This window comes from Bradyrhizobium sp. Tv2a-2, assembly GCF_000472425.1.
GTDB lineage: Bacteria > Pseudomonadota > Alphaproteobacteria > Rhizobiales > Xanthobacteraceae > Bradyrhizobium.
Genome location: NZ_AXAI01000024.1, coordinates 26,403 through 51,243, shown reverse-complemented (window position 1 = coordinate 51,243; position 24,841 = coordinate 26,403). Strand labels below are relative to the sequence as shown.

The following is a 24,841-nucleotide window of genomic DNA, read 5'->3' as shown; positions in this document are numbered from 1 at the left end:
ATAGTTAAAAGGAGAACATCATGGAAGTTATTTTGCTGGAGCGCGTCGCCAAGCTTGGTCAGATGGGTGAAGTCGTCAAAGTCAGGGACGGTTACGCACGTAACTTCCTGCTGAAGCGGAAGAAGGCGCTGCGGGCGACCGCGGAGAACCGTGCCAAGTACGACGGCATGAAGGCCGAGCTCGAGGCCAACAACATCCAGGCCAAGGGCGAGGCAGCGAAGGTCGCCGAGAAGATCGAAGGCCGCGACATTGTCATCATCCGCCAGGCTTCCGAATCCGGCCAGCTGTTCGGCTCGGTCTCGGTGCGCGACATCGTCGTCGCGCTCGCTGCTGACGGCGTCACCATCTCCCGGCCACAGGTCTGGCTCGATGCGCCGATCAAGACGATCGGCCGGCAGAAGGTGACGATTGCCGTGCACCCCGAGGTCGAGGCGGCGATCACGGTGACGGTTGCGCGCAGCGCCGACGAGGCCGAGCGCATCAAGCGTGGCGAGGACATCTCGACCCGCCAGGAGGATCAGGACGCCGCCGCGGAAGCATTGGCCGCCGCCGGCGAGTTCTTCGACCCCGAGGCCCAGCACGACGACATCGCGCCCGCGGCCCAGTCGGAAGCCACCGAGCAGTAATGTCCAATCTCGCCCCCGATCCCGGCTTCACACCGGGGTCGGGACACGGATCGGCAGCCTTACATTCGTCATCGCGCATTCGTCATCGCGATTGACGCCAGCGCAGTCGCGCCCCGGCGTCCCGGCCTGATTAGGCGCGCGTGGCAGACGGCCCTTGCCGACGGCGTGCGACAACCAACGGCCGTCGGCGCAATCGCCTCAGCGGGAGATCGGCGGCTCCGGTGGGCCGGCCGGCTCAGGCGGAGCCGGCGGTGGGGCCGAGGCCGTCACCGACGGCGAGGCAGCGGGAGCCGCAGGCGGAGCGGCTGCGGCCGAAGCAGGCGCAGCCGGGGCCGGCGTCACGGCGGGAGCAGGATCGGGCCGCAAGGACGGCGGCAGCGCCTCGTTCACGTTCTCCTTGGCCGGATCGCCGTTGGCAGATTGCCCCAGGCTCTCGGCAGGCTTTGCGCTCTCTACGGACTTGGCGCTTTCAACAGACTTGGTGCCCTCAATAGACTTGGCGCTCTCAATAGACTTGGCGCTCTCAATAGATTTGGCGCTCTCAATCGGCGTGGCGCTCTCAACGGGCTTACTCTCAACGGGAGTGGCACTTTCGCCGGATTTGGCGGGCTCAGGCTTGACCGGCTCGACCTTCGCAGTGTCGCTCTTTGCAGGCTCGCTGCCGGTCGCCTCCTCCTTTGGGGGGGCCGCCGTTTTGGGCGTCTCTTCGTGCAGGGCCGGCTTGCCGCGCTTGCCCAGCCGCTGCATGGCCCTGCGTCCGTCGAGCCCATGCTCGCTTGCAGCCTGCCCTTCAGCCGCCGGCTTGCCGGCGTCGGACGCCTGGGGAGGATGCGCCAACCGCTTGCGGCCAGGACGCTCGGTCTCGCCTGGGGCGCCCTGCGCTGCGCCAGGATCCGGCTTTGCCGCGGGCTTGGCGTCGGATTTCGCTTCCTTGCCGTCCTTGGCGCCCCTCTGCTTGTCGCCATAGCGGGTATCGGTCGCGCCGTTGGATATCAGGTAGGAGGCCAGCACGCCCGCCATTTCCGGGCTCGTGGTGTAGTGCTGGCGTAGAAAGCCCTGCAGCGACCCCGGCGCCACGGTTTTCAACAGGCCGCGCGCGCTCTTGTGGCAGGCCGCGCAGGTGCCTGCGAAGAGCTGGCTTGGGCTCTTACCGGCATCGAGATTTTCTTGCGCCTCGGCCCTGCTCATTGCGCAACAGCCGACCACAAGCGTCACCGCCGCTAAACTGAGCGCTCGGCTCAACACCATTGGCTGTTCTCCAGATGCCGACGAATTGAGGATGCAGCAATCGCTGCCGGTTTTGCCGCAGTGCCCAACAGACGCCACGGCGGGTCACCTTTTAGCGAATTATCGCGGCAATGGAAGCGCACAGAACGAGCAAGGCTGTGAACGGTATGATTCGGAATATCCGCTTTGACTCCAGCGCAATAGACGGGTCCGGAACTTGCATTATGATCGAATTGGGGCGCCAGGAACCAATCTGATCCAGTTGCGTCAATCCACAGATCGGGGAGGTTCGATATCTGGCGGGATATCAATGATGATATCGCGTGGTGGTGGTGCGATGGACCGTTTGTTGCATAGTCTGCTGACAAAGTTCATTCGCCGCGGTTCGATAAGTTTTACAACGGCCAGCGGCGCGAAATTTACCTGTGGCGACGGAACCGGCGAGCCGGTGCATGCCCGCTTCGTCACATCCGAGGCGGAGCGAAAGATCCTCCTCAATCCCGAGCTAGCCCTCGGCGAAGCCTTCATGGACGGCAGTTTTGTCGTCGAACAGGGCACCATCGCCGATGCGCTGGCGATCCTGATGGGCCAGCCCGACATGCTGCCGCGTTGGGCCAAGCTGCAATGGTGGGGCCGCTATTTCGGCCGCAATCTCAGGCAGTTCAATCGGCGCGGCCGCTCGCGCAGCAATGTCGCGCATCATTATGATCTCGACGGCCGGCTCTATTCGCTCTTCCTCGATGCCGACAAACAGTACAGCTGCGCCTATTTCGAGACCCCCGATAGCACGCTCGACGATGCACAGCTGGCGAAGAAGCGCCATTTGGCCGCCAAGCTTCTGGTGGGACGCGGCCAGCGCGTGCTCGATATCGGTTCCGGCTGGGGCGGGCTCGGCCTGTACCTTGCCGAAATGACCGGTGCCGACGTCACCGGCGTCACGCTCTCGAGCGAGCAGTTGCAGGTTTCCAATGCCGGCGCCGCCGAGCGCGATCTAGCGCAATCGGCCCGCTTCCTGATGCGCGACTACCGCGACATCGAGGGTCCCTTCGAGCGCATCGTCTCGGTCGGCATGTTCGAGCATGTCGGGGTGCGCTTCTACGACACCTTCTTCAAGCGCTGCGCAGAGCTTCTGACCGACGACGGTGTCATGATGCTGCATTCGATCGGCCGCTCGGAAGGACCCGACTCCACCAATCCCTGGATCGACAAGTACATCTTCCCGGGCGGCTATATCCCGGCGCTGTCGGAGGTTCTGCCGTCGATCGAGCGTGCGGGCTTGCTGGTCTGCGACATCGAAATCCTGCGGCTGCATTATGCGGAGACGCTGAAAGCCTGGCGAGAGCGCTTCATGGCGCGGCGCGAGGAGGCGGTGCAGCTTTATGACGAGCGCTTTGCGCGGATGTGGGAGTTCTACCTTGCGGCGTCCGAGATGTCGTTCCGCAAGCAGAACATGATGAACTTCCAGATCCAGCTCACCAGGCGCCAGGGCATCGTGCCGATGACGCGCGATTACATCGCCCGCGGCGAAGCCGAGCTACGGGCCCGTGAGCGCAAGAGCAAGCCGCGCCTGAAGCTGGCCGGCGAATAGCCTAAGGCTTTACTGCTGACGTGTTCAGTGACGCCGGCCGAAGGCTGACGTCGCAAGGGGATGGTGCGACACCGGCTGCGCAAGCTGGGCGCGCAAACCGAGAAGTACCGCCGGGGGACAAGGCTTGGCGCGCACCTCGGGTCGGGCGGCCTCCTCCATGGCGTCGACCAGCATCGACAGCCACAGCTGCCGATCCTCACCGCCCCGCCATATGGCCTTTCGCTGTTCCATCGCCCTGTCCGCCTTCTGGCCCGAGTGCTCCCGGCCACTCCGCGTCGAAAGAAACCCGCTTCGGTGTGAACTACCTCACAAGCGATACGTTCCGATCCCCGTAAAAATGGGGGATGGCCGAGAAATCGTACCAACCCCTCGATTCCATGGACGATCTGCGCACCGACTATGTCTTGATCGCAATGGGCATCGGAGCCGCCATACTGGCCCTCGCCTACCTGCTCATGACCTGACCCCGACCTGACGGCCGGCGCGACCCTCATCAGTTAAGTAGGACGAGGCGGGAAAAGGTTCACCTTCCAGAACCTTGCCGGATTTTCCGTTAAACGGGTTCAAAATTCGCGGGAAAATGCGTCAAGCGTCGACAGCCTTCGTTGCAAGATTCACACACCGCCTGTGTGTGAATCGGGCATAAGGCGGCTTCCCGCTTTCATGACGCTGCGGACTGGCGCTTTATCGCCGCCCCACACCTCTCACAACAACAGCAACTCCCGCGTAAACTCTGACCATGGCCTTGACCGATTCGACCGTCCTCAAGCTCGCGCCCGACGCCGCAGCCCCGTCCTACCGGACTGCACCGCACAATATCGAGGCGGAACAAGGCCTGCTGGGCGCCGTCCTGGTCAACAACGACGCCTTCTACCGGGTGTCGGACTTCCTCGAGCCGAAACACTTTTTCGAGCCGATCCACCAGACGATCTACGAGACTGCCGGTTCCCTGATCCGGATGGGCAAGGTCGCCACACCCGTGACCCTGAAAACCTTCCTGCCCGCGGAGATCGATCTCGGCGGTCTGACGGTCGCCCAATATCTGGCCCGGCTGGCCGCAGAAGCGACCACGATCATCAATGCCCAGGATTACGGGCGTACCATTTATGACCTCTCGCTGCGGCGCGACCTGATCCAGATCGGCGAGGATATGGTCAATGTCGCCTATGAGGCGCCGGTTGATTTTGCGCCGCGGGTGCAGATCGAGGACGCCGAACGCAAGCTCTACGAACTTGCCGAAACCGGCCGCTATGACGGCGGCTTCCAGAAGTTCTCGCAGGCGCTGACCACCGCCATCGACATGGCGGCCAACGCCTACAAGCGCGACGGCAAGCTGTCTGGCATCTCCACGGGCTTGCGCGACCTCGACACCAAGATGGGCGGCCTGCAGCACTCCGACCTCATCATCGTGGCGGGCCGCCCCGGCATGGGAAAGACCGCCCTCTCCACCAACATCGCCTATAACGTGGCGAAGGCCTATCGCGGCGAGTTGCAGGCCGACGGCACGACGAAGGCGGTCAATGGCGGCATTGTCGGCTTCTTTTCCTGCGAAATGTCGGCCGAGCAGCTCGCGACCCGTATCATCGCCGAGCGCACCGGCATCTCCTCGAGCCAGATCCGCCGCGGCGGCATCACCGAGAGCGACTTCGAGAAGATTCGCGACTATTCCATCGAGCTGCAGTCGCTGCCCTTCTTCATCGACGAGACCGGCGGCCTCTCGATCGCCCAGCTCACCGCGCGCGCCCGCCGGCTGAAGCGCCAGAAGGGCCTCGACCTCATCGTTGTGGACTACATCCAGCTCTTGTCGGGCTCGAGCAAAAAGAGTGACAGCCGCGTCCAGGAGATCACCGAGATCACCACCAGCCTGAAGGCGCTGGCGAAAGAGCTGAACGTGCCCGTGATCGCCTTGTCGCAGCTGTCGCGCCAGGTGGAATCGCGCGACGACAAGCGTCCCCAGCTTTCCGACTTGCGTGAATCCGGCTCGATCGAGCAGGACGCCGACGTCGTCATCTTCGTGTATCGCGAGGAATATTATCTCGCCAACAAGGAGCCACGCGCGGGCACGCCGGAATATGAGAAGTGGCAGCTCGACATGTCGCTGGTGCACGGCAAGGCCGAAGTCATCATCGGCAAGCAGCGCCACGGCCCGACCGGCACCGTGGATTTGAGCTTCGACGGGTCGGTCACACGTTTCAGCGATCTCATTCAGGATGGCCATCTTCCGGAGCGCACATATTAGCGTCGCAGCCGGCAAGGTTGAACCAAAGGCCTGCCCCACGTAAAACCGACAGGCCATGACCACTGCCCTCACCGCAAAACCAGCTTCCACCAACTCGCTGCTTTCCCCCGAGGCCGACCAGGCGTCAGCGCTCGCCGCCTATAACGGCATCCTGACCATCGATCTCGACGCCATCGTCGCCAACTGGCGCAAGCTCGAGAAGACGGCGATGCCCGCCGAATGTTCGGCCGTGATCAAGGCCAATGCCTATGGCTGCGGCATCGAGCCCGTTGCCAGGGCGCTCGCGGGAGCCGGCTGCAAGACCTTCTTTGTCGCGACACTGGACGAGGCACGTGCCGCGCGCGCGGCGCTGCCGCAAGCCGCGATCTATGTGCTCAGCGGTTTCCTCCAAAACACCGGTGAGGCCTACGCCAAGATCGATTGCCGGCCGGTGATCGGCGAACTCAACGAGCTTGCCGAATGGGACGTATTCTGCCGCCGCTCCGGCTGGTCAGGCGGTGCCGCGATCCATATCGACACCGGCATGAACCGGCTCGGACTGACTGTCCTGGAAGCGCAAGGCCTGATCCCGCGCATCAATGCCGGCGATCATGGCATTACACTCGTGATGAGCCACCTCGTCTCCGGCGAGCAGCTCAACAGCCCAGTCAATGCTAGGCAGCTTGCAGCCTTCCGCCAAATCGCAAGCTTCTTCACCGGCGTGCCGGCTTCGCTTGCCAACTCCTCAGGCATCTATCTCGGAGCCCCCTTCCAGTTCGACCTCGTGCGTCCGGGCGCGGCGCTCTACGGCATCAACCCGACGCCTGAAGCCGACAACCCGATGCAGCCGGTCGTGGACCTCAAGGCCCGCATCATCCAGATCCGCAATGTCGAACGCGGCGAGACCGTCGGCTATGGCGGCACCTGGACCGCGCGGCGCCCGACCAGACTTGCCGTCGTCGCCGCCGGCTATGCCGACGGCTATTTCCGAGCGGCCAGCGCCAATGACGGCACCCGCGGTGCGGAAGTGATCGTCGCCGGCAAGCGCTGCCCGCTCGCGGGTCGTGTCTCCATGGACCTGATCGGCGTCGACATCACCGACCTGCCGCCGAACGCCGCGCGGCGCGGCCATATGGTGACGCTGATCGGCGAAGGCATCACCGTTGATGAGCTTGCCCATCATTTCGGCACCATCGGCTATGAGGTCTTGACCAGCCTCGGCCGCCGCTTTGCGCGGGTCTACAAGGGCGGCGTGCCCAGCGAGGCCGCGCCGTCGCCTGCCTGATCGCCGCGGCTTTCAGCCATGAAAGTCGCGACCTTCAACATCAACAACATCAATCGCCGGCTGCCGAACCTGCTGGCGTGGCTCCGTAGCGCGAAGCCGGACATCGTCTGCCTGCAGGAACTGAAAGCGACCGACGGCCAGTTTCCGCTTTCGGCCATCGAAGCGGCCGACTATCACGCGGTGTGGCGCGGGCAAAAGACGTGGAATGGCGTAGCCATCCTGTCGCGCAAAGGCGAGCCTATCCTGACCAGAACCGCGCTGCCGGGCGACGAGACGGATCGCGAAGCGCGCTATATTGAAGCTGCCGTGAACGGCATCATCGTCGCCTGCCTTTATGCCCCGAACGGCAATCCGCAGCCGGGACCGAAATTCGACTACAAGCTCGCCTGGCTGAAGCGGTTGCGCACCCATGCGGCAACGTTCCTGAAACAGGATCTGCCGGTCGTGCTGGCCGGCGATTACAACGTCGCGCCGACTGGTCTCGATATCTATCCCACGCGTTCCTGGGACAAGAATGCGCTGATCCAGCCGAAGAGCCGCGCCGCGTTCGCGGCATTGATCGCGCAAGGCTGGTGCGATGCAATCCGTATGCTGCATCCCAAAGAACCGATGTACACGTTCTGGGATTACAAGCGAAACCGCTGGCCGCGCGACGGAGGTTTACGGCTCGATCATCTCCTGCTCAGCCCGCAGCTTGCGCCGCGCCTGACGAAAGCCGGCGTGGACAGGAAGGTGCGCAGTGAAGACGGCGCAAGCGACCACGCGCCGGCGTGGATCGTGCTCGGCTAAAGCAAGATCCGGAAAAAGTGCGTGGCGGTTTTCCGAAAAGATCACGCCAGCAGCCGCCAAAGGTAGCGCCCGGAGGGCCGATGTTCTCCTCCGATGTGATCGCCGCGGCTACACGATCGGCCTGTGACAAGACCATTTCTGCCCTCGAACCGTCGAACATGCGGCGGGCGCGCCGCCGCTGTCAGGGCATAGCTAGCGTTGCCCCAGCCAGGAGCTGGGCACCGGCCTGCAACACGGCGACAAGCTTCTCGGTCACCATCAGGCAGGCCTCCCGATCGGAATCCGCGTCCCGATGGGCGAATTTCTCCAGCCGCAGGCGGATCACCTCGCTCGCCTCCATTGCCAGCATGGCGCCGGACAACCAGGGAAAACTGTCATTGGCGCCGGTCAGCACCGCATGCCGGTCGAGGGCGGAAAATGAAGGCTCGTTCATGGCCGTATCGCTCAAATTCTTTGATCGTGAGACACAGCATACAGATCAAATTCTAAGGACCGGCCCGCGAAGCCGAACGGATTTTGCGCGTCAAGGATACGCGGAGTTAACCAAGGTGCGCCGTTCGTTCGAGGTACCGTAGGGAGCCAAGACCGCTCCGGGCGGAACGATTGCTCGAGTATGTCTCCAAAACCAAGCCTTCCTTTCGAGAACTCGACAGCCATGAGAATCCTCAAACAGGCTACCGAGGAAGCTGCCGTAGTGATCTGGTTCGATCAGGATACGAGCGGATCTACCGGCACTGTAAAGCGAAAAACGGCGCCGCCGCGCTCACTGGCGGACACCCATAATTGCCCTTCATGCGCCTCGACAATCGACCGGCAGATCGACAACCCCATGCCCATGCCGTGCGCTTTGGTCGTGAACATCGGGTTGAATATCCGATTTGTGGCGCCGGGCTCGATGCCCTTCCCCGTGTCTTCCATCGTCACCATCACATCTCCGGAATGATCGAGTTCAGATCTGATGGACAGCACCCGCTCACCATTCTTGCTAGCCATGGCGTCAATTGCGTTCGCAATCAGATTCACCAGCACCTGCTGGAGTTGAACCGGTTCGCCTCTTAGCCGTGGCAGATGTTCGTCGAGGTCCACCGTAACGACGATCCGATGGGCCTGCAGTTTGTCGCGAACGACGGCCAGAGCGTCCCGGATGACATCGCCGATATCAAGCGAAGTCCGTATCCGTGCGCCGACCTTGAAATGCGTCCGGATATTTTCGATGATGACGTCCGCACTGCGTCCGCTGGTCACGACGCGCCGCAACGCATTCCTGACATTATCGAGGTCGGGCTCGACATGATCGAGCCAGCTCAATCCTGCGTTTGCGCTGGCTATGATCGCCGTCAATGGCTGTTTGATCTCGTGGGCAATTGAAGCTGAGACGGCGTCACCGGTCATCAGCCGCGCCTCGCGCTCGCGACGTTGCGCCAACACCGCGCTCAACAGCTGGGCGTAAAGTGTCGTGATCTCACCCAACAGGACAAAGAGCACAAGAATGCTCGAGACAAACCCGAACACCCTGCCGGCATACCAGCCGGCGCTGAACCGGGCCAATCCTGGAAACGAGACCAGATAGATCTCGATTGCATACGCAGAAACGACCACCATCAGCCACAGGTCGAGCACCGAGCGCTGCCGCCTCCAGAGCAAAATCAGCGCAAGCGAATTCCACGCGATGAGACAGCTGGCCAGATAGAGCCAGAGGGCGGAAAAATGAACCGGATCGATTGAGATGCGCGGCAAGTATGCGTCACCCGCAGTGACGATGATCGTCACGACGCACACGACGGCTGCGGATATCGCGACACAGGAGAGGACGGCCGGGCCCGCAGAACCTTTCCACAATCGCTCTGCCGGATCGGCATCCTTCAAGAGGGTGTAGGCGATAACGAAGGTGGGAAAAGCAGCATACCTCAAAACGTAGAGCCAATTCGTGCTCTGCAACCCGGCGCCGAGCAGCCCGGTCGGCGCGAACACACCGGGAAAGGTCAGCATCCACGGAATGACCATGAGCGCGGTGAAGAAGTACCCGCTCGAGATCGCGAGCAGCGCACGCGAACGCAGGACGGCGAACTGGTTGAACAACAGGACCGCGGTGATCAGGTCATTCACGAAGATCGCGGTGCCATAGATCGGGACGAACGGGTCGATCCGCCTCAGCTGGATGTTCGAGAGCTCTCCGGCCGAGAGGACAAGGGCCGCCAGGAAAGCGAGCGCGACCGCAAAAGCCAAGCGCTTCTGCGGGCGGCCAGGCGACACGTTCGCAAGGGTTAGAGGCTGATCCGCGGGGACTAGGACGGCCGGCATCGTCATCGGAGTGCCTCTCCGCAACGCTGAGGCGCGCGACACGAAGCTCTAGCAGCTATGCCGCTTGCCATGAAAGAGACTGCCACGGTTTGCGCGGGACACCTCATTCGCTACCGATGTGAGTGCCTTTCGCGGCCACCGAACGTTTCATCAGCAGCACCAGGGGGGCCAGCACCAGCGTCACCACGGCCAAGGCCAAGAACACGTCGAAATAAGCAAGTGACGACGCCTGCTGCTGCCGCAAGTTCTCGAGCGTCTGCCAGGCCAGTTGCTGCGCCGCAGACGGATCGCCGGTCTGCTGCAAGAACACGCCGCGCGCCTGATCGAGGAAGGAAACCACGGCCGCGTTGAAGGAATCCAGGGACTCGCCGAGCCGGAGAACGTGAAATTGGTCGCGGCGCTCCTGAATTGTCTGCGCCATCGACGTTCCCACGCTGCCTCCCTCGTTGCGCAGCAGGCTGAGCAAGCCAACGGCCGCGCCACGCAGCAGCGGCGGCGTATAGAGGTAGGCCGCGACATTCGCAGGCGCAAAGCACATCGAGAGCCCAACGACCAGCATCACCCGAGGCCACACGACCTGGCCCGGGCTGATGTCGAGGTTCATTTGCGACATCCAATAGTTTCCGGCCGCCATGATCAAAAGGCCGGCGGCGAGCAACCACCGGGCATCGGTCCCCCGGCCAAGGGCCCGGCCGACAAACGGCATGACCAGGACCGCAAAGAACCCGGCCGGCGACATCACCAATCCCGCGCTGAGCGCATCATAGCCGAACAGGGATTGAAGCAAGGCGGGCAACGATGTGCTGGCGGCATAGAGGACTGCGAAAGCGCTAAAGATGATGACGCAGCACACCGCGAAATTTCGCTCCCGTAGGGGCCGGAAATTGACCACGGGGTTCGGATGACGCAATTCCCAGACAATCAGCGCGATCAGGCCGACGACGACGAGAATGGCCAGCGTCTGCACCCGCCAGAACGGATCACTCAGCCAGTCCCACTCCTGACCTTTGCTGAGCATCACCTCCCAGGAGACCATGACGATCACCAGAAGTGACAGGCCAAGCGCGTCAAAGCGCAGCGGCTGGGTCTTCAACTCCATACGCTGCTTCGTGAGATAGTCCGGATCCCGGAGCAGCGCATAACATGCGGCAAGCGCCAGGAGACCGACCGGGACGTTGATATAGAACACCCATCGCCAGGAATAACTGTCTGTGATCCAACCGCCGAGGGTCGGACCCACGACCGGCGCCAAAAGCGCAGCCAGGCCAAACAGCGTCATCGCCGTGCCTTGTTTCTCTATCGGAAAGGCATCCAGCAGCACGCCCTGACTGGAAGGCTGAAGACCGCCCCCCGCGAGGCCCTGCAAGACGCGAAACACGATGAGCTGACCGAGGCTGGTCGCCATGCCACAGAGCCCGGAGGCCAGGGTAAAGACCGCTATCGACAGCAGGAAGTAGTTGCGGCGACCAAGGTGCGCCGACAACCAGCCGGTGATCGGCAGGATGATGGCGTTGGCGGCAAGATAGCTCGTGATGACCCATTCGCCGTCGTCGACCGTGGCCGACAGACCGCCGGCGATGTAGCGGAGCGCCACCACCGTGATGGTGGTGTCGAGCACCTCCATGAAGGTCGGCACCACGACGATGGCGGCCACCACCCAGGGGCTTACCCCCGTTGGCGATCTGGCGGGTGAAAGCACGAGATCTGTCATTTGTCGACGCCTGGCCGGCCTGCCGCCGCAGTCGTGGCCGGCTGCATGTTGCTTTGGAGGAACTTCCCGGCATCGGGTCCCGTGGGTGGCTTGTTGAGGTAGACGTACGGGACGACCGACGAGCCGATGAACAGCGGATTCTTGTCCGGGTCATATCCCTCGAGCTCGATCCGGACCGGGAGCCGCTGCACGATCTTGACGAAGTTGCCGGTGGCGTTTTGCGCCGGCAGCAATGCGAGTGTCGATCCGGTCCCCATGGTGAAGCCCGCGATCCGGCCTTTGAACACCTGCCTGTCGCCATACATGTCGACATAGAGATCGGCGGCCTGGCCGATCCGCAGGTCGCGCAGTTGAGTCTCCTTGAAATTGGCATCGATCCAAATCTCGCTGAGCGAGCGGACCGCCATCAAGTTCTGACCGACCTGAACATCGTTGCCCGGATTGACGTTTCGGCGCGTGACGACGCCGTCGATCTCGGCGACAACGTCGCAATAGCGAAGGTCGAGTTCAGCCAGAGCAAGGTCGCGTTTGGCGGCATCGAGTTTCGCCTCGGCCTGCTTGACCGCAGGCGCTTCCGCTGCCAGCCGATCGAAGGTGCGGTTGACGTCGCCTTTGGGATCGAGCTTGTAGAACTCCTCGAGCATCTGCTTCGGAGTCTGGTTATACGAATGGACAACGCCCAGCTCAGCCGCACTCTGAATCAGCTCCGCCTGCGCCTGCAGGACCGAAGAAAAGGACTGATCGAGATCGGGCGGCACCTGGTCGAGATCGGCGCTGTCTTCAGGCCGCGCCTCCAGGCCCAACGATACACGGATCTGATTCACATCCGCCAATGCCTGGACGATGCCCGCCTGGGCAATCGTTAGCGACGCCTGACGTTGATCATAGAGTTCGCGGCTCGCGGTGTCCGATACGACCAGCTGCGCCGTCCGGTCGAACTCCTGCTTCGCCAGTGTGAGTGTCGCCTTCGCCTTCTTCAGTGCGGCGACCCGGGCATGCAACAGCGATATCTGGTTTTCGACATTCTCGATGGCTTGCTGCAATTGCCAGCGCCGGCTCATGGCTTGTGCTTCGATGCCGCGCGCCGTAGCCCTGGCCGCATCGAGATCCGCTTGCGCCGTATCGACCGCCGCCTTCTTCACGGCGACTGCGTCGCGAAATGGCTCCTTGTCCAATTCAACGAGAAGATCGCCCTTATGGACGCGGTTGTTGTCGTCCACCAGGACTTTGGAAACCTGACCGTGGACGCGAGGGGCGACGAATGTCACATGCCCGTTCACAAAGGCGTCGTCGGTCGAGACCGTGCTGAGCACGAACCGTATCCAGGGAATGCCGTACAGTGCGGCCGCGATAGCCACAGCGCCGAGCGCGGCAGCCAGCAACTTTTGCCGCCGCGTGAACCGCTGATTCGCCGATGGGAGCGGCTTCGGCGGCACTTTGCCGTCACTGTCGACCCCAGCACCCGCTTTGGCCGTCGGCGCGCCGGCCGAACCTGACTTGCCGTCTTGCTCGGTCATCTCGGGAGACATTGGATGCCGCTCCTGACAATTGTCGCTCAATGCAAATGGGTCGTCCTGACGCAACTCACCGGACTTTGCGCATGGTGACACTAGCTCAATGCCCGGCAGACTGCCCGTTGTGTCTTGTTAGACGCTGTTAGCTGTTGCGAGACACCCGGCTCGTCCCGTCGCGCCACAGCGTGCACGGGAACTGACGGCACTTCGCCCTGGTCGGCTTTGGCCAAAAGCGCCGTTCCTGAAATCGGCCAGTCACCTCCCAATGGGTCAGCGTCTCTGGCCCTCGCGCGAAGGCCTCGTTGACGTCAGCAACGGGTCAAAATGCGAGGAAAAGCGTGCCGGCCCCAGATACGAACTCGGGAGGTCAGGAATCAGTCAGGAAGCCCGGCCTTGCGAAGGCCGTCCGCGAAGAGGGTAAAGTGCTCGGGTCGTTCAAACGGTGCAAGGTTCTTCAAATTGGAGAGTCGCGAACCGGGGTCGCATTCCAGTGCGCCCGCAATGGCTCGCTGCCCCACCTCAATCCGACCGGCGAGCGCATTGCTGGCCGCCGCAATGTATACGCCCAGAACGAAGTTTGGATTTCCGCGCCTTGCCTGCTCTGCCAGCGACGATGCGACGTCGTAGCGGTGCAGCAGAAAATGAGCGTAGGCCGCAGCCGCCAGAATGCTGTACATGCTCGGATCCAACGGGCTCAGCCGCTCGGCCTTCGCGGCGTGTTCGATCGCGAGGTCGGGCTCCCCCCTCCATATCCTCACCCAAGCGCTTAGCGACCAGGCATAGGCCGAATTGGGGTTGATCGCCAGCGACCGATCTATCAAGGCGGCGGACTCATCGAAATCACGCTCGAGAAGGCCGAGTACATATCCACCCATGCACAACGGCAACGCGCGGTCCTGGCCCAGATCCACAGCTTGGCGCGCCAGTCGCTTCGCCTCGCCTATCTCGGCAGCCGGATCGTCCATCCACTGATGAAGTTTACGGCGCACATAGCACCACGCGGCCATGGCATACGCGGCCGCCAGATGGGGATCGAGCTGGATAGCCTTTCGAAAATAGTCGAGACCCCGGCTGTTTCCATCTCTCGTCCACAGGCGAACGCTGGCCAAGCCACGCAGGTAATGGTCGTGGGCATCGAGATTCTCGGTGGGCTTTCGCTCGGCACGCTTTATTTCGGCAAGCATCAGTGTGGGCGCAATTGCGCCGACGACATTCGAAGTTACGCGGTCCTGCAGGTCGAACACATCCTGGAGCGCTCCATCGAAGCTATCCGCCCAGAGATGTGCCCCGGTTTCGGCATCGATCAGCTGACCGGCAATGCGAACGCGGCTTCCGGCCTTGCGGACGCTTCCCTCGAGCACATACCTGACCCCAAGCTCCCGCCCGACTTGCTTCACGTCAACGACACGTCCCTTGTATGTGAAGCTGGAATTTCTCGCGATCACAAACATTCCACGGAAGCGGGCGAGCGCCGTCGTGATGTCCTCGACGATGCCGTCGGCGAAATATTCCTGCTCAGGGTCCGAACTCAGGTTGGCGAAAGGTAGAATAGCAATTGAAGGACAGTTTGGGATCGGCAATCCCGGGGTCGGCGATCCCGCCGGATCGCCTGAGACGGCCGCAGTCGAAGGCTTGTTCGATTCACGCACGATTCCGACGAAGCGAAAGCCCTTGCGTGGCAGTGTCTTGATCAGGCGCTGCGCTTCGCCGGAATCGCCAATCGCGCTTCGGACCGCATTCAAGCGGGTCGTCAGCGCCGCATCGGATACGATGCGTCCATTCCAGATCGCCTGGACCAGGTCATCCTTGCTGACGACGCGATCCCTGTTGCGGATCAAATAGCCAAGCAGATCGAAAACCTGCGGCGTCGTAGCGACTACGCTAGACCCGTGCTGTAGCTCGCGACGGTCAGTATCGAATGCGTAATCCTCGAAGAAATAGCGCAAGGCACCATTCCCCAGGTTGCCCCCCAAGGGCGCTTCAGCCGAGCTTGCCCCGCAAGAATAAGCCGTCGGTGAGGAAAAAGTAAGCGGTGAGTCAAGCGTGGCTCCCCGTGTCCCGGCATCTTCCTCGGGCGATACAACACCGGGAGATATTCCGATGGATACGATCCACAACCTCGTAGAGTTGACCCAGACCATGGCGTCAGCGCGGCTCGGATTGACCTTTTTGAAGCCCTCTTGGGCGGCTCTTCTGGAATGGCGCGAACGCTGCCGGTTGCGAGCGCGCCTGTATGACCTCAGCGACAGAGAGCTGCGTGACATCGGCACGACGCGTGGCGAGATTGATTACATCGTCGCAAATCGATCCAAAGACTAGCGCTTCTGGCAAGCACGCCAACCGTGGCTGGGCACGAAAGAACCAGGGGCGTGCAAGGCGCTTGGGATCAGAGCGACGTTTACCCTAATTGGCTTCCATTTTCCGCCGGCGTGCAATCTCGAACTTAAAGGTTGGACATGCAAGCACAGCCGCAAAAATCAAGACAGTGGTGTTCAGCGCGGCACTTAGCCAAGAGCGATGCGTCAGCTATGGAGCCCAAGCTCAGTGCAATGATTCAAGCCGCACTGGCATCGTATTCGGCATCATGGTGAAGGAAGAAATTTCCTTGATGGATGCAGGACTGGTTGCTAACTCCACGGAAAAGTTTCGGGAAAGCATGGACAGTACGAGACGCATCTCGACTCCCGCGAGATGGCGACCTGGGCAAACACGCGGGCCTGCTCCGAATTGGGCATAGGTCTTCGAGTCATGTGGCTGCACCTCCAGGTGCCCGCTGGACCAACGCTCCGGTAAAAACTCGTCAGGTCGTCCAAAGCGCCTACTGTCCAACATGGACGGCCGTAACATGAAAAAAAGCGGCGTCCCCGCTGGCAACGACACGCCGCCCAGAACCACATCCATGATCGGCTCCAGATAGATAAGAGGCACGACCGGCTTAAAGCGGGACGTCTCTTGCGTAACAAATTCAAACAAATCAAGCTTCTTAACGTCTTCGAACGTGGAGCATAACCGCGAGGATCGGAATGCATCAGTGGAGGCAGTATGCAGCTTCGACTGAAGACCTTTGTCCTGGGAGATAAAATAAACGGCCCATGACAAGGAGTGCGCCGTGGTGTCTTCACCGGCCAATAGCAAAGTCATGACATTGGCTACAATGACCTCGTCGGTAATGTCGGAATCGGGCTCGTTTGCAGCGGCCAGCATTGCCTCCAGCAAATTACGAGGGTTGTCGCTCGGTTGTTCGCGCATGCGCTTTCTTGTGCGATCAATGAGTGATTCGACATGATGATGCACGGCATGGAGCGAGCGCTCGAATTTCCGATCGCTTGGCAATTTGAAGTATCGCCACAAGGGAAGTGGCGCATTGATGCGTTTCATTATCATCGGGAATATTTCTGCAAGGTGCTGTTGGATCACGTTACCCGATTCCTCAATCGTGTTCGGGTCTTCACCAAAGGCCAATGCAGTCGTTACATCCACGGTAAACCGGACCAACTCCTCAGTCATGTCCACAACCTGACCGGCTTGTGCTGAGTTTTCCCACTTTTTATGTAGACGCTCGGTGATATCCCTGAGGATCGGAAAAAAAGTGCCGAAATGTTTTGACGCCAGCGCTTGCATGACCAATCGACGCTGAGGACGCCAACTTTCGCCTTCAACCGAGAAAACACCGTTGGCCTTCATCTCTCCAAGAACCGACTCGATGGGTGAAAAGCGCCGGTAGCGATCCGGGCGTTCGCGTAACGCCGTCTGTAGGAGGTCCGCATCCGAGCAAACGAAAATCCGCTTGTGCGCCAAGCCTATCGTGAACATGGAGCCGAACTCCTTGGCCCATTCCTCAAGAACCAGATGCAGTCGCGGGAGGTCGAACTGAAGTGCATTGCCAAGTAACGGGAGCCCACGTGGTGATGGCAGGTCGGACAAGGTGCGAATGGCAGTGCTATCTATTGAGGCGGTCATTTCGTTTCCCTCTAAGTAGGAAGCTTATCCGCAGGTTCGAATTTTACGTGAGGGCTTCTATCCGCATAAGGATCATCCACAGTCCAGGTCAGTGCCCTGTCTGCGAGGCTTGGCGGGAGACGAAACTCCGGGCAAGCAAGAAAAGCGCGCGCTTTGAGCACTGAAGGTGCGCCGCTGCGAAGAGTGGGTGGCGCGTGCTACGACATCATTTCAATGTTCAGAAGTAGCGTTACGGCTGTCATACCCCCCGCTCGATCGACGCCGTTGGCGCAGGTGGTCCTTTGTCGGTTCTTGGCGCAGCTTGGTTGGTACCCGGCCCAAGTCCGATTTGGGGTCATGAACAACAAAGCTCAAGGCGAGCATAATAGGTCTGCTTTCGGTTCGATAGCGACTGAACCTTTCTTTTGGTTCACGCGCGCTCGCGCAATTTCTTTTGCGCGGGGGCCCCGGGTGCATGCGGCCACCCGGCCTTCCCTGCACCCTCTGGCATCCCCGAGGGTGAAAAGAGATACAAAGCTCGGGCGAACTCCGTCGCGAGAACGCGGATTTGTGCCTGTCGCCGGCAGGGACGACGACCGCTAAACTCGTGCGATAGTTAGTTTCAGGCGATTCTTTCAAGCGACTCTTCTTTCAAGCGACTCTTCTTTCAAGCGACTCCTGGAGACGCAGCGACCTTGGGCTTCCTGTTCGTCCTCATCGTCGGCCTCGCCGCCGGCACCATCTCCGGCATCGTCGGCACCGGCTCCTCGATCATGCTGATGCCGGTGCTGGTCTATCAATATGGGCCGAAGCAGGCGGTGCCGATCATGGCGGTCGCGGCCGTAATGGCGAATTTATCCCGCATCCTCGCCTGGTGGCGCGAGGTCGACTGGCGCGCATGCCTGGCCTATTCAATTCCCGGTATCCCCGCCGCGGCGCTCGGCGCGCGTACGCTGCTCGCCCTGCCCTCACATGCCGTCGATGTCGCCATCGGGCTGTTCCTGATCGCGATGGTGCCGGTGCGCCACTTCCTGGTGCGGCACCAATTGAAAGCGCGCCTCTGGCATCTGGCCGTCGGCGGCGCGGTGATCGGCTATCTCACCGGCATCGTGGTCTCGACCGGCCCATTGAGCGTGCCGCTGTTTTTGTTCTACGGCCTGACCAAGGGCGCGTTTCTCGCCACCGAAGCCGCAAGCTCGCTCGGGCTCTATGTGAGCAAGTCCGCAACCTTCCAGCACTTCGGCGCGCTGACGGGGGATGTCGCGCTCAAAGGCCTGATCGCCGGTTCCTCGCTGATGTCCGGCGCCTTCATTGCCAAGCGATTCGTGGTCAGGCTCCAGCCCGACATCTTCCGCCTGGTGATGGACGCGATCATGCTCGTGGCGGGCCTGTCCATGCTGTGGACTGCGGCGACGTCCCAATGATCCGGTTTGCACAGCTTCGCGCCCAGGCTGGATTGCAGCCGACGAGGCCGGGGATCACTATGTTCGGACCTCGCCGCGCATTGATTCGCTTTTTTAAGGCAGCGCGCCCGTTCCAAAGCTGCTAATTCAGCCCCGCATGGCCAAATCCACTCTCTCCTTCGTCTGCCAGAACTGCGGCGCGGCGTACAACCGCTGGCAGGGCAAATGCGATGCCTGCGGCGAGTGGAACACGCTTGCTGAGGAAGACGCGACCGGCACCGTTCCGGTGTCCATCCGCTCCAAACGCAAGGGACGAACGTTCCAGCTCGAAAGCCTGAGCGGCAAGAGCCATGACGCCCCACGCCTGCCGTCCGGAATGACCGAGCTCGACCGCGTCACCGGCGGCGGCTTTGTGCGCGGCTCGGTGCTGTTGGTCGGCGGCGATCCCGGCATCGGCAAGTCGACGCTGCTCACGCAGGCCACGAGCCTCCTCGCCCGCGCCGGCCACCGCGCGGTCTATATATCGGGCGAAGAGGCGATCGCGCAGGTACGGCTGCGTGCCGAGCGGCTCGGCCTTTCCGACGCGCCGGTGCAGCTCGCCTCCGAAACCTCGGTCGAGGACATCGTCTCAACCCTGTCCGAGGGCGCAGTCCCCCGGCTGATCGTGATCGATTCCATCCAGACCATGTGGACCGATACGGTGGAATCCGCGCCCGGCACGGTGACGCAGGTGCGGGCCTCGGCGCAGGCGCTGATCCGCTTTGCCAAGAAGACGGGTGCGGCAATCATCCTGGTCGGCCATGTCACCAAGGATGGCCAGATCGCCGGTCCCCGCGTGGTCGAGCACATGGTGGATGCCGTGATGTCCTTCGAGGGCGAAGGCTCGCAGCAGTTCCGCATCCTGCGCGCGGTGAAGAACCGGTTCGGGCCGACCGACGAGATCGGCGTGTTCGAGATGACGGGGCTGGGCCTGCGCGAGGTTTCCAACCCCTCCGAGCTGTTCCTGTCCGAGCGGGACCTCGGTAGCCCCGGCACCGCCGTGTTTGCGGGCATCGAGGGCACCCGGCCGGTGCTCGTGGAATTGCAGGCCCTCGTGGCCCCAACTGCGCTCGGCACGCCGAGGCGCGCGGTGGTTGGCTGGGACCCGAGCCGGCTCTCCATGGTGCTGGCGGTGCTGGAGGCGCATTGCGGCGTGAAGCTGTCCGGCCACGATGTCTACCTCAATGTCGCCGGCGGCCTGCGCATCCAGGAACCCGCTGCCGACCTCGCCGCTGCAGCCGCGCTGGTGTCCTCGCTCGCCAACGCGCCATTGCCGACGGATGCGGTCTATTTCGGCGAAGTCTCGCTGTCCGGGGCGATCCGCCCGGTGGCCCAGACCACAGCCAGACTGAAAGAGGCTGCAAAGCTCGGTTTCGGCCGGGCCGTTCTGCCCGAATCGGCCCGTGGCGATGTGGGTGGAGATGGCGGCCTCAATCTGAACAGCGTCGGCGGCCTGAGCACGCTGGTTGCCGACATCGCCGCGCGCGGCAGCCGCAAACCGCAACGGGAGGCTGGGAACATTGAGAAAAATGCCACACCAGCAAGATTCCGCCGCCAGGACGGCTAGCCGGACGTGACCTTGGCCTCCCCCGCCGCTATACATCCGGCGCGTGAGGCGACTTTGAATTTTAAGGTGAATGGCGCGTTGTGCGGCCTTGCGGAACAAGGGAATTTGGCCTCTCACCTCAAGCCAGCACTGAAGGCGCCGATTCGAACCCATTCTGGACCTGCGAGCGACCTGACCAGCCGATGCCGATAACGATTCTCGACCTCATCCTGCTCGGCGTAATGCTGATTTCCGGGCTGCTTGCGATGGTTCGCGGCTTCATGCGCGAGGTTCTGTCGATCGCGGCCTGGGGCGCGGCGGCGGTGGTGACGCTTTATTCATTCCAGAAGCTGTTGCCGACCGCCAAGACCTATTTCAGCAACGATACCGTCGCCGCCGTGGTCGTCGTCGCCGGCGTGTTCCTGGGTACCCTGATCGTCGTCTCGGTGATCACGGTCCGGATCTCCGACATGATCCTGGATTCGCGAATCGGCGCGCTCGACCGTACCCTCGGGTTCCTGTTCGGGCTCGCCCGAGGCCTTCTGATCGTGGTGGTCGCCTTCATGTTTTTCACCTGGCTGGTGCCGGACAAGCAGCGTCCGGACTGGGTGTCATCAGCCAAATCCCGGGTGGTCCTGCAGGGAACAGGGGATTGGCTGATGTCGCTCTTGCCGGATGACCCCGAGAACACCATCTTAAAGCGGTTCAAGAAAAACAAGCCCGAGGATGAGCAAACCGACGCTGACCAGCCCCCTGCCGGCGGCAGTGAAGGTTACACCAAACCTGCGCGCGACAGCCTTAAAAAGCTGATCGAAAAACCTGCGGCGCGGTAACCTTGGTTAGTAACTTGGGCTAAAGGCTTTTTGAGCCAGAAGCTCTTGGACCCAGTCTCCCCGGATTCGGAGCATTGGGCCAGAAGAGAGGCGAAATGGACGAGACACAAGGCCTAGACCAGGACGCCCACCATCCCCTCCATTCCGGTCCTGTCGAGCATCAGCTCCAGGACGACCTTGAAGGCGACACGCTGCGCGAAGAGTGCGGCGTGTTTGGCATTTTTGGGCACCCCTCAGCCGCCGCCATCACGGCGCTTGGGCTCCACGCGCTCCAGCATCGCGGCCAGGAAGCTGCCGGCATCGTCTCATTCGACGGCAGCCGCTTTCACAGCGAACGTCGCCTCGGCCTGGTCGGCGACACCTTCTCCCGCCGGGAAGTAATCGAGCGGCTGCCCGGTTCGGCCGCCGTCGGCCATGTCCGCTATTCCACGACCGGCGCGACCATCCTGCGCAATGTGCAGCCGCTGTTCGCCGAGCTCAACGCCGGCGGCTTTGCGGTCGGTCACAATGGCAATCTCACCAACGGTCTCACCTTGCGGCGCGAACTGGTGCGCGGCGGCACCGTGATGCAGTCGACCACCGACACCGAGGTGATCCTGCACCTGGTGGCGCAATCGCGCCGCCCCCGTTTCGTCGACCGCTTCATCGAGGCGCTGCGCGCGCTGGAAGGCGGCTATTCGCTGGTGGCTATGACCAACAAGAAGCTGATCGGCGCGCGGGACCCGCTCGGGATCCGCCCGCTGGTCTTGGGCGAGCTCGACGGCTGTCCGATCCTGTGTTCGGAGACCTGCGCGCTCGACATCATCGGCGCCAAATTCGTCCGCGATATCGAGCCGGGCGAAGTGATCATCTTCGACGAGCACGGCACGCACACGCACAAGCCGTTTCCGCCCAAGCCACCGCGTCCCTGCATCTTCGAATACATCTATTTCTCGCGGCCCGATTCCATCGTCCATGGGCGATCGGTCTATGAAGTGCGCAAGGCTTTCGGTGCCCAATTGGCCCGCGAGAACCACGTCGAAATCGACGTGGTGGTGCCGGTGCCGGATTCCGGCGTGCCTGCCGCGGTCGGCTACAGCCAGTTTTCGGGCGTGCCGTTCGAGCTCGGCATCATCCGCAACCACTATGTGGGCCGCACCTTCATCCAGCCGACGCAGGCGATCCGCGAATCCGGCGTGAAGATGAAGCACTCCGCCAACCGCGCCGCGATCGAAGGTAAGCGCATCCTCCTGATCGACGACTCCTTGGTGCGCGGCACGACGTCGAAGAAGATCGTGCGCATGATGCGCGACGCCGGCGCCCGCGAGGTGCATTTCCGCCTGGCTTCGCCGCCGATCCTCTATCCCGATTATTACGGCATCGACCTGCCCGATCGCGGCGGCCTGCTCGCGGCCACCCACACGCTGGAGGAGATGCGCGACATCATCGGCGCTGACTCGCTCGCGTTTCTTTCGATCGACGGCATGTACCGCGCCATGGGCTACCCCGGCCGCGACCCCGCCAATCCGAAATTCGCCGACCATTGCTTCACCGGCGACTATCCGACCCACCTGACCGATCAAGCCCAGGTCGAGCCGGCCCCGCGCCAGCTCTCGCTGCTGGCGGAGGCGAGCTGACGCGGCGTCAATCCGCTGATTTCCGTCATGGCCGGGCTTGTCCCNGCCATCCACGTCTGTAAAACCCGCCGCACAGACGTGGAAAGATGCTCATGACCCAGCCCTTCGCCTCCCGTATTGCCCTCGTCACCGGCGCCTCGCGCGGGATCGGCTATGCGACTGCGCGCGCTCTCGCCAAAGCGGGAGCGCATATCATCGCTGTCGCACGTACCCAGGGTGGCCTGGAGGAGCTTGACGACGAAATCAGGAAGGACGGCGGCACAGCGACGCTGGTGCCGCTCAGCCTGACCGACTACGACGGCATCGCGCGCCTTGGCGCCGCGCTGCACGAGCGGCATGGCAAGATCGACATTCTCGTCGGCAATGCCGCCGTCGCCAGCACCTCATCACCACTCGGGCACATCGAGGTCAAGGCGTGGACCGACATGATGGCCATCAACGTCACCGCCAATTTCCAGCTGATCCGCTGCATGGAGCCGCTGTTGAAGCAATCCGACGCCGGCCGCGCCGTATTCGTCACCTCAGGCGCGGCAAGCAAGGCGCTCGCCTATATGGGCCCCTATGCCGCCTCGAAGGCCGCGCTGGATACGCTGGTGCGGGTCTGGGCCAACGAGAGCGCGACCACAAATGTGCGTGTCAACCTGTTCAGCCCCGGCCCGATCCGCACCCGCATGCGCGCGCAGGTGTTTCCTGGCGAAGACCCGATGACGCTCGACACGCCCGAGCAGGTTGCCGAATTCATCGTGCCGATGTGCGCGCCTGATTGGACCGAGACCGGCAAGCTCTATGACTACAAGGCTCGCAAGCTGCTGAGTTTCCATCCGCCGGCGTGAGGCGTTCACTCCGTCATTCGGGGATTCGGTGCTATCACCGCCCCGGAATGACTGTGCCCTGATTGACTCTCCCCCCACCTCCCTATTCACTGCGCAGCCAAGCGGCCGAAGCCGTGCACAAGAACAAGGGAGGCTACCATGACGACGGCGCAACTTTGCAAAGTGCGATTGCAAGCACCTGCTCGCTTCAGGAGAACGCTCTCGCTCTTCGCCGCCGCGTTCATCGGCTTCACACTCCCAAATCCCGCCTCCGCCGGCGATATCCCGAGCTTCGCAGTAGATGCTTCCTGGCCAAAGCCATTGCCAAACAACTGGATACTCGGTCAGGTCGGCGGCATCACCGTCGACTGGCAGGGGCATATCTGGGCGATCCACCGGCCGCGGTCGCTGACCGACGACGAGAAGGGTGCAACCCTCAATCCGCCGCGCTCGAAATGCTGCGTGCCGGCCCCGCCGGTGCTGGAGTTCGATGTTGACGGCAATTTGTTGCGGGCCTGGGGCGGTCCCGGCGAGGGCTACGAATGGGTCGGCCGCGAGCATGGCATCGAGGTCGACGAGCGCGGCTTCGTCTGGATCGGCGGCAATGCCGAGAACGACAATGCATTGTTGAAATTCACCCTCGACGGCAAATTCGTCTCGCAGATCGGCCAGATCGCGCCCTCCAAGGGCTCCAACGACACGACCCAGCTCGGCAAGCCCGCGGAGACCGCCATCGACAAGGAGGCCAACGAGCTCTATGTCGCCGACGGATACGGCAATCACCGCGTGATCGTTTTTGATGCGACGACAGGTGCCTACAAGCGGCATTGGGGCGCCTATGGCAAGCCGCCGAGCGACGACAAGCAGCCGCCTTACGACCCCAAGGCGCCGATCGCTCGGCAATTCGGCAATCCCGTTCATTGCGTGAAGATCGCCGATGACGGGCTCGTTTATGTCTGCGACCGTATCAACGACCGCATCCAGGTGTTCAAGAAGGACGGCACCTTCGTGAAGGAGTTCTTCTACGAGAAGAACACGCTCGGCAACGGCGCAGTCTGGGACCTCGCGCTGTGGCCAGATCCGAACCAGACCTACCTTCTCTCAGCCGACGGCGAAAACAACGAGATCCGCATCCTCAGGCGCGAGGATGGCACCGTGGTCGGCAGCTTCGGCCGGGGCGGCCGCAATGCGGGCGAGTTTCACTGGGTGCACGCCATGGCCGTCGACAGGCTCGGCAACGTCTATACGGCCGAAGTCGACAACGGAAAGCGCATCCAGAAATTCAAGCCGACCTCGGACGTGCTGCACTAGACCGGGAAATACAGGCCTTTAGCCGCATTGCCGCTTCGACAGAGAGTGAGGATTATCGCGACGCATGCTGTCGGGACAAGGCT

The 24,841-nt window shown here is 62.2% G+C and carries 20 protein-coding genes; 12 read left to right on the top strand and 8 right to left on the bottom strand.

Annotation, left to right across the window (positions count from 1 at the left end):
* Positions 1 to 20: 20 nt before the first annotated feature.
* Positions 21 to 626, top strand: coding sequence for a 50S ribosomal protein L9 (gene rplI, locus A3AI_RS0134290; RefSeq protein ID WP_024519881.1), 606 nt, complete (start codon positions 21 to 23; stop codon positions 624 to 626).
* Between the two features lie 198 nt (positions 627 to 824).
* Here rplI and A3AI_RS0134285 read toward each other — a convergent pair whose 3' ends face one another.
* Entirely contained in the window at positions 825 to 1,874 is a 1,050-nt protein-coding gene (locus A3AI_RS0134285; protein ID WP_051382609.1) for a hypothetical protein, read from the bottom strand.
* Between the two features lie 316 nt (positions 1,875 to 2,190).
* Here A3AI_RS0134285 and A3AI_RS0134280 point away from each other — a divergent pair, with 316 nt between their 5' ends.
* Entirely contained in the window at positions 2,191 to 3,441 is a 1,251-nt protein-coding gene (locus tag A3AI_RS0134280) for a cyclopropane fatty acid synthase (protein ID WP_024519879.1), read from the top strand.
* A 24-nt stretch (positions 3,442 to 3,465) separates the two neighbouring features.
* Here the strand turns inward: A3AI_RS0134280 and A3AI_RS0134275 are convergent, their stop codons facing one another.
* A complete protein-coding gene (locus tag A3AI_RS0134275) occupies positions 3,466 to 3,672 on the bottom strand; it encodes a hypothetical protein (RefSeq protein ID WP_024519878.1) in 207 nt (68 codons plus the stop codon).
* 508 nt (positions 3,673 to 4,180) lie between these two features.
* On the opposite strand from A3AI_RS0134275, the gene A3AI_RS0134265 reads away from it, so the two are divergent.
* Genes A3AI_RS0134265 through xth form a run of 3 tightly spaced genes read left to right on the top strand, consistent with a single transcriptional unit; the run spans position 4,181 to position 7,733 of the window.
* Entirely contained in the window at positions 4,181 to 5,680 is a 1,500-nt protein-coding gene (locus A3AI_RS0134265) for a replicative DNA helicase (protein WP_024519876.1), read from the top strand.
* A gap of 55 nt (positions 5,681 to 5,735) precedes the next feature.
* Positions 5,736 to 6,944, top strand: coding sequence for an alanine racemase (gene alr, locus A3AI_RS0134260; protein WP_024519875.1), 1,209 nt, complete (start codon positions 5,736 to 5,738; stop codon positions 6,942 to 6,944).
* 18 nt (positions 6,945 to 6,962) lie between these two features.
* On the top strand, positions 6,963 to 7,733 hold the full coding sequence (gene xth, locus A3AI_RS0134255; RefSeq protein ID WP_024519874.1) for an exodeoxyribonuclease III: 771 nt from the start codon (positions 6,963 to 6,965) through the stop codon (positions 7,731 to 7,733).
* A gap of 181 nt (positions 7,734 to 7,914) precedes the next feature.
* Here xth and A3AI_RS44000 read toward each other — a convergent pair whose 3' ends face one another.
* The 5 genes from A3AI_RS44000 to A3AI_RS0134230 all read right to left on the bottom strand — a co-directional run bounded on the left by A3AI_RS44000 (position 7,915) and on the right by A3AI_RS0134230 (position 15,205).
* Positions 7,915 to 8,166 carry a hypothetical protein gene (locus tag A3AI_RS44000; RefSeq protein ID WP_051382608.1) on the bottom strand — a complete coding sequence of 84 codons (252 nt, stop codon included), beginning with the start codon at positions 8,164 to 8,166 and terminating at the stop codon, positions 7,915 to 7,917.
* A 275-nt stretch (positions 8,167 to 8,441) separates the two neighbouring features.
* Positions 8,442 to 10,040, bottom strand: a complete 1,599-nt coding sequence (locus A3AI_RS0134245; RefSeq protein ID WP_024519873.1) for a sensor histidine kinase — start codon at positions 10,038 to 10,040, stop codon at positions 8,442 to 8,444.
* A gap of 97 nt (positions 10,041 to 10,137) precedes the next feature.
* Positions 10,138 to 11,688 carry a DHA2 family efflux MFS transporter permease subunit gene (locus tag A3AI_RS0134240; RefSeq protein ID WP_198030293.1) on the bottom strand — a complete coding sequence of 517 codons (1,551 nt, stop codon included), beginning with the start codon at positions 11,686 to 11,688 and terminating at the stop codon, positions 10,138 to 10,140.
* A 53-nt stretch (positions 11,689 to 11,741) separates the two neighbouring features.
* Positions 11,742 to 13,274 (bottom strand): HlyD family secretion protein, encoded by a 1,533-nt coding sequence (locus A3AI_RS0134235; RefSeq protein WP_024519871.1) that lies wholly within the window; start codon positions 13,272 to 13,274, stop codon positions 11,742 to 11,744.
* A gap of 359 nt (positions 13,275 to 13,633) precedes the next feature.
* Positions 13,634 to 15,205, bottom strand: a complete 1,572-nt coding sequence (locus tag A3AI_RS0134230) for a winged helix-turn-helix domain-containing tetratricopeptide repeat protein (RefSeq protein WP_024519870.1) — start codon at positions 15,203 to 15,205, stop codon at positions 13,634 to 13,636.
* Between the two features lie 154 nt (positions 15,206 to 15,359).
* Between A3AI_RS0134230 and A3AI_RS43995 the strand changes: the two genes are divergently transcribed.
* The gene (locus A3AI_RS43995) at positions 15,360 to 15,578 is read left to right on the top strand and encodes a DUF1127 domain-containing protein (RefSeq protein ID WP_036050610.1); all 219 of its coding nucleotides are present in this window, start codon (positions 15,360 to 15,362) and stop codon (positions 15,576 to 15,578) included.
* Positions 15,579 to 15,800: 222 nt separating this feature from the next.
* On the opposite strand, the gene A3AI_RS0134220 is transcribed toward A3AI_RS43995, so the two are convergent.
* Entirely contained in the window at positions 15,801 to 17,219 is a 1,419-nt protein-coding gene (locus A3AI_RS0134220) for a cytochrome P450 (RefSeq protein ID WP_024519869.1), read from the bottom strand.
* Between the two features lie 674 nt (positions 17,220 to 17,893).
* On the opposite strand from A3AI_RS0134220, the gene A3AI_RS0134215 reads away from it, so the two are divergent.
* From A3AI_RS0134215 to A3AI_RS0134190, 6 genes are all read left to right on the top strand, one after another.
* Positions 17,894 to 18,622 (top strand): sulfite exporter TauE/SafE family protein, encoded by a 729-nt coding sequence (locus A3AI_RS0134215; RefSeq protein WP_024519868.1) that lies wholly within the window; start codon positions 17,894 to 17,896, stop codon positions 18,620 to 18,622.
* A gap of 136 nt (positions 18,623 to 18,758) precedes the next feature.
* Positions 18,759 to 20,207, top strand: a complete 1,449-nt coding sequence (gene radA, locus A3AI_RS0134210; protein WP_024519867.1) for a DNA repair protein RadA — start codon at positions 18,759 to 18,761, stop codon at positions 20,205 to 20,207.
* Positions 20,208 to 20,389: 182 nt separating this feature from the next.
* The gene (locus A3AI_RS0134205; RefSeq protein ID WP_024519866.1) at positions 20,390 to 21,019 is read left to right on the top strand and encodes a CvpA family protein; all 630 of its coding nucleotides are present in this window, start codon (positions 20,390 to 20,392) and stop codon (positions 21,017 to 21,019) included.
* A 95-nt stretch (positions 21,020 to 21,114) separates the two neighbouring features.
* Positions 21,115 to 22,635 carry an amidophosphoribosyltransferase gene (gene purF, locus A3AI_RS0134200; RefSeq protein ID WP_024519865.1) on the top strand — a complete coding sequence of 507 codons (1,521 nt, stop codon included), beginning with the start codon at positions 21,115 to 21,117 and terminating at the stop codon, positions 22,633 to 22,635.
* A gap of 92 nt (positions 22,636 to 22,727) precedes the next feature.
* Positions 22,728 to 23,468, top strand: a complete 741-nt coding sequence (locus A3AI_RS0134195) for an SDR family NAD(P)-dependent oxidoreductase (RefSeq protein ID WP_024519864.1) — start codon at positions 22,728 to 22,730, stop codon at positions 23,466 to 23,468.
* A 138-nt stretch (positions 23,469 to 23,606) separates the two neighbouring features.
* Positions 23,607 to 24,758: an NHL repeat-containing protein gene (locus A3AI_RS0134190; RefSeq protein ID WP_024519863.1), complete on the top strand. Its 1,152-nt coding sequence runs from the start codon at positions 23,607 to 23,609 to the stop codon at positions 24,756 to 24,758.
* Positions 24,759 to 24,841 lie beyond the last annotated feature (83 nt).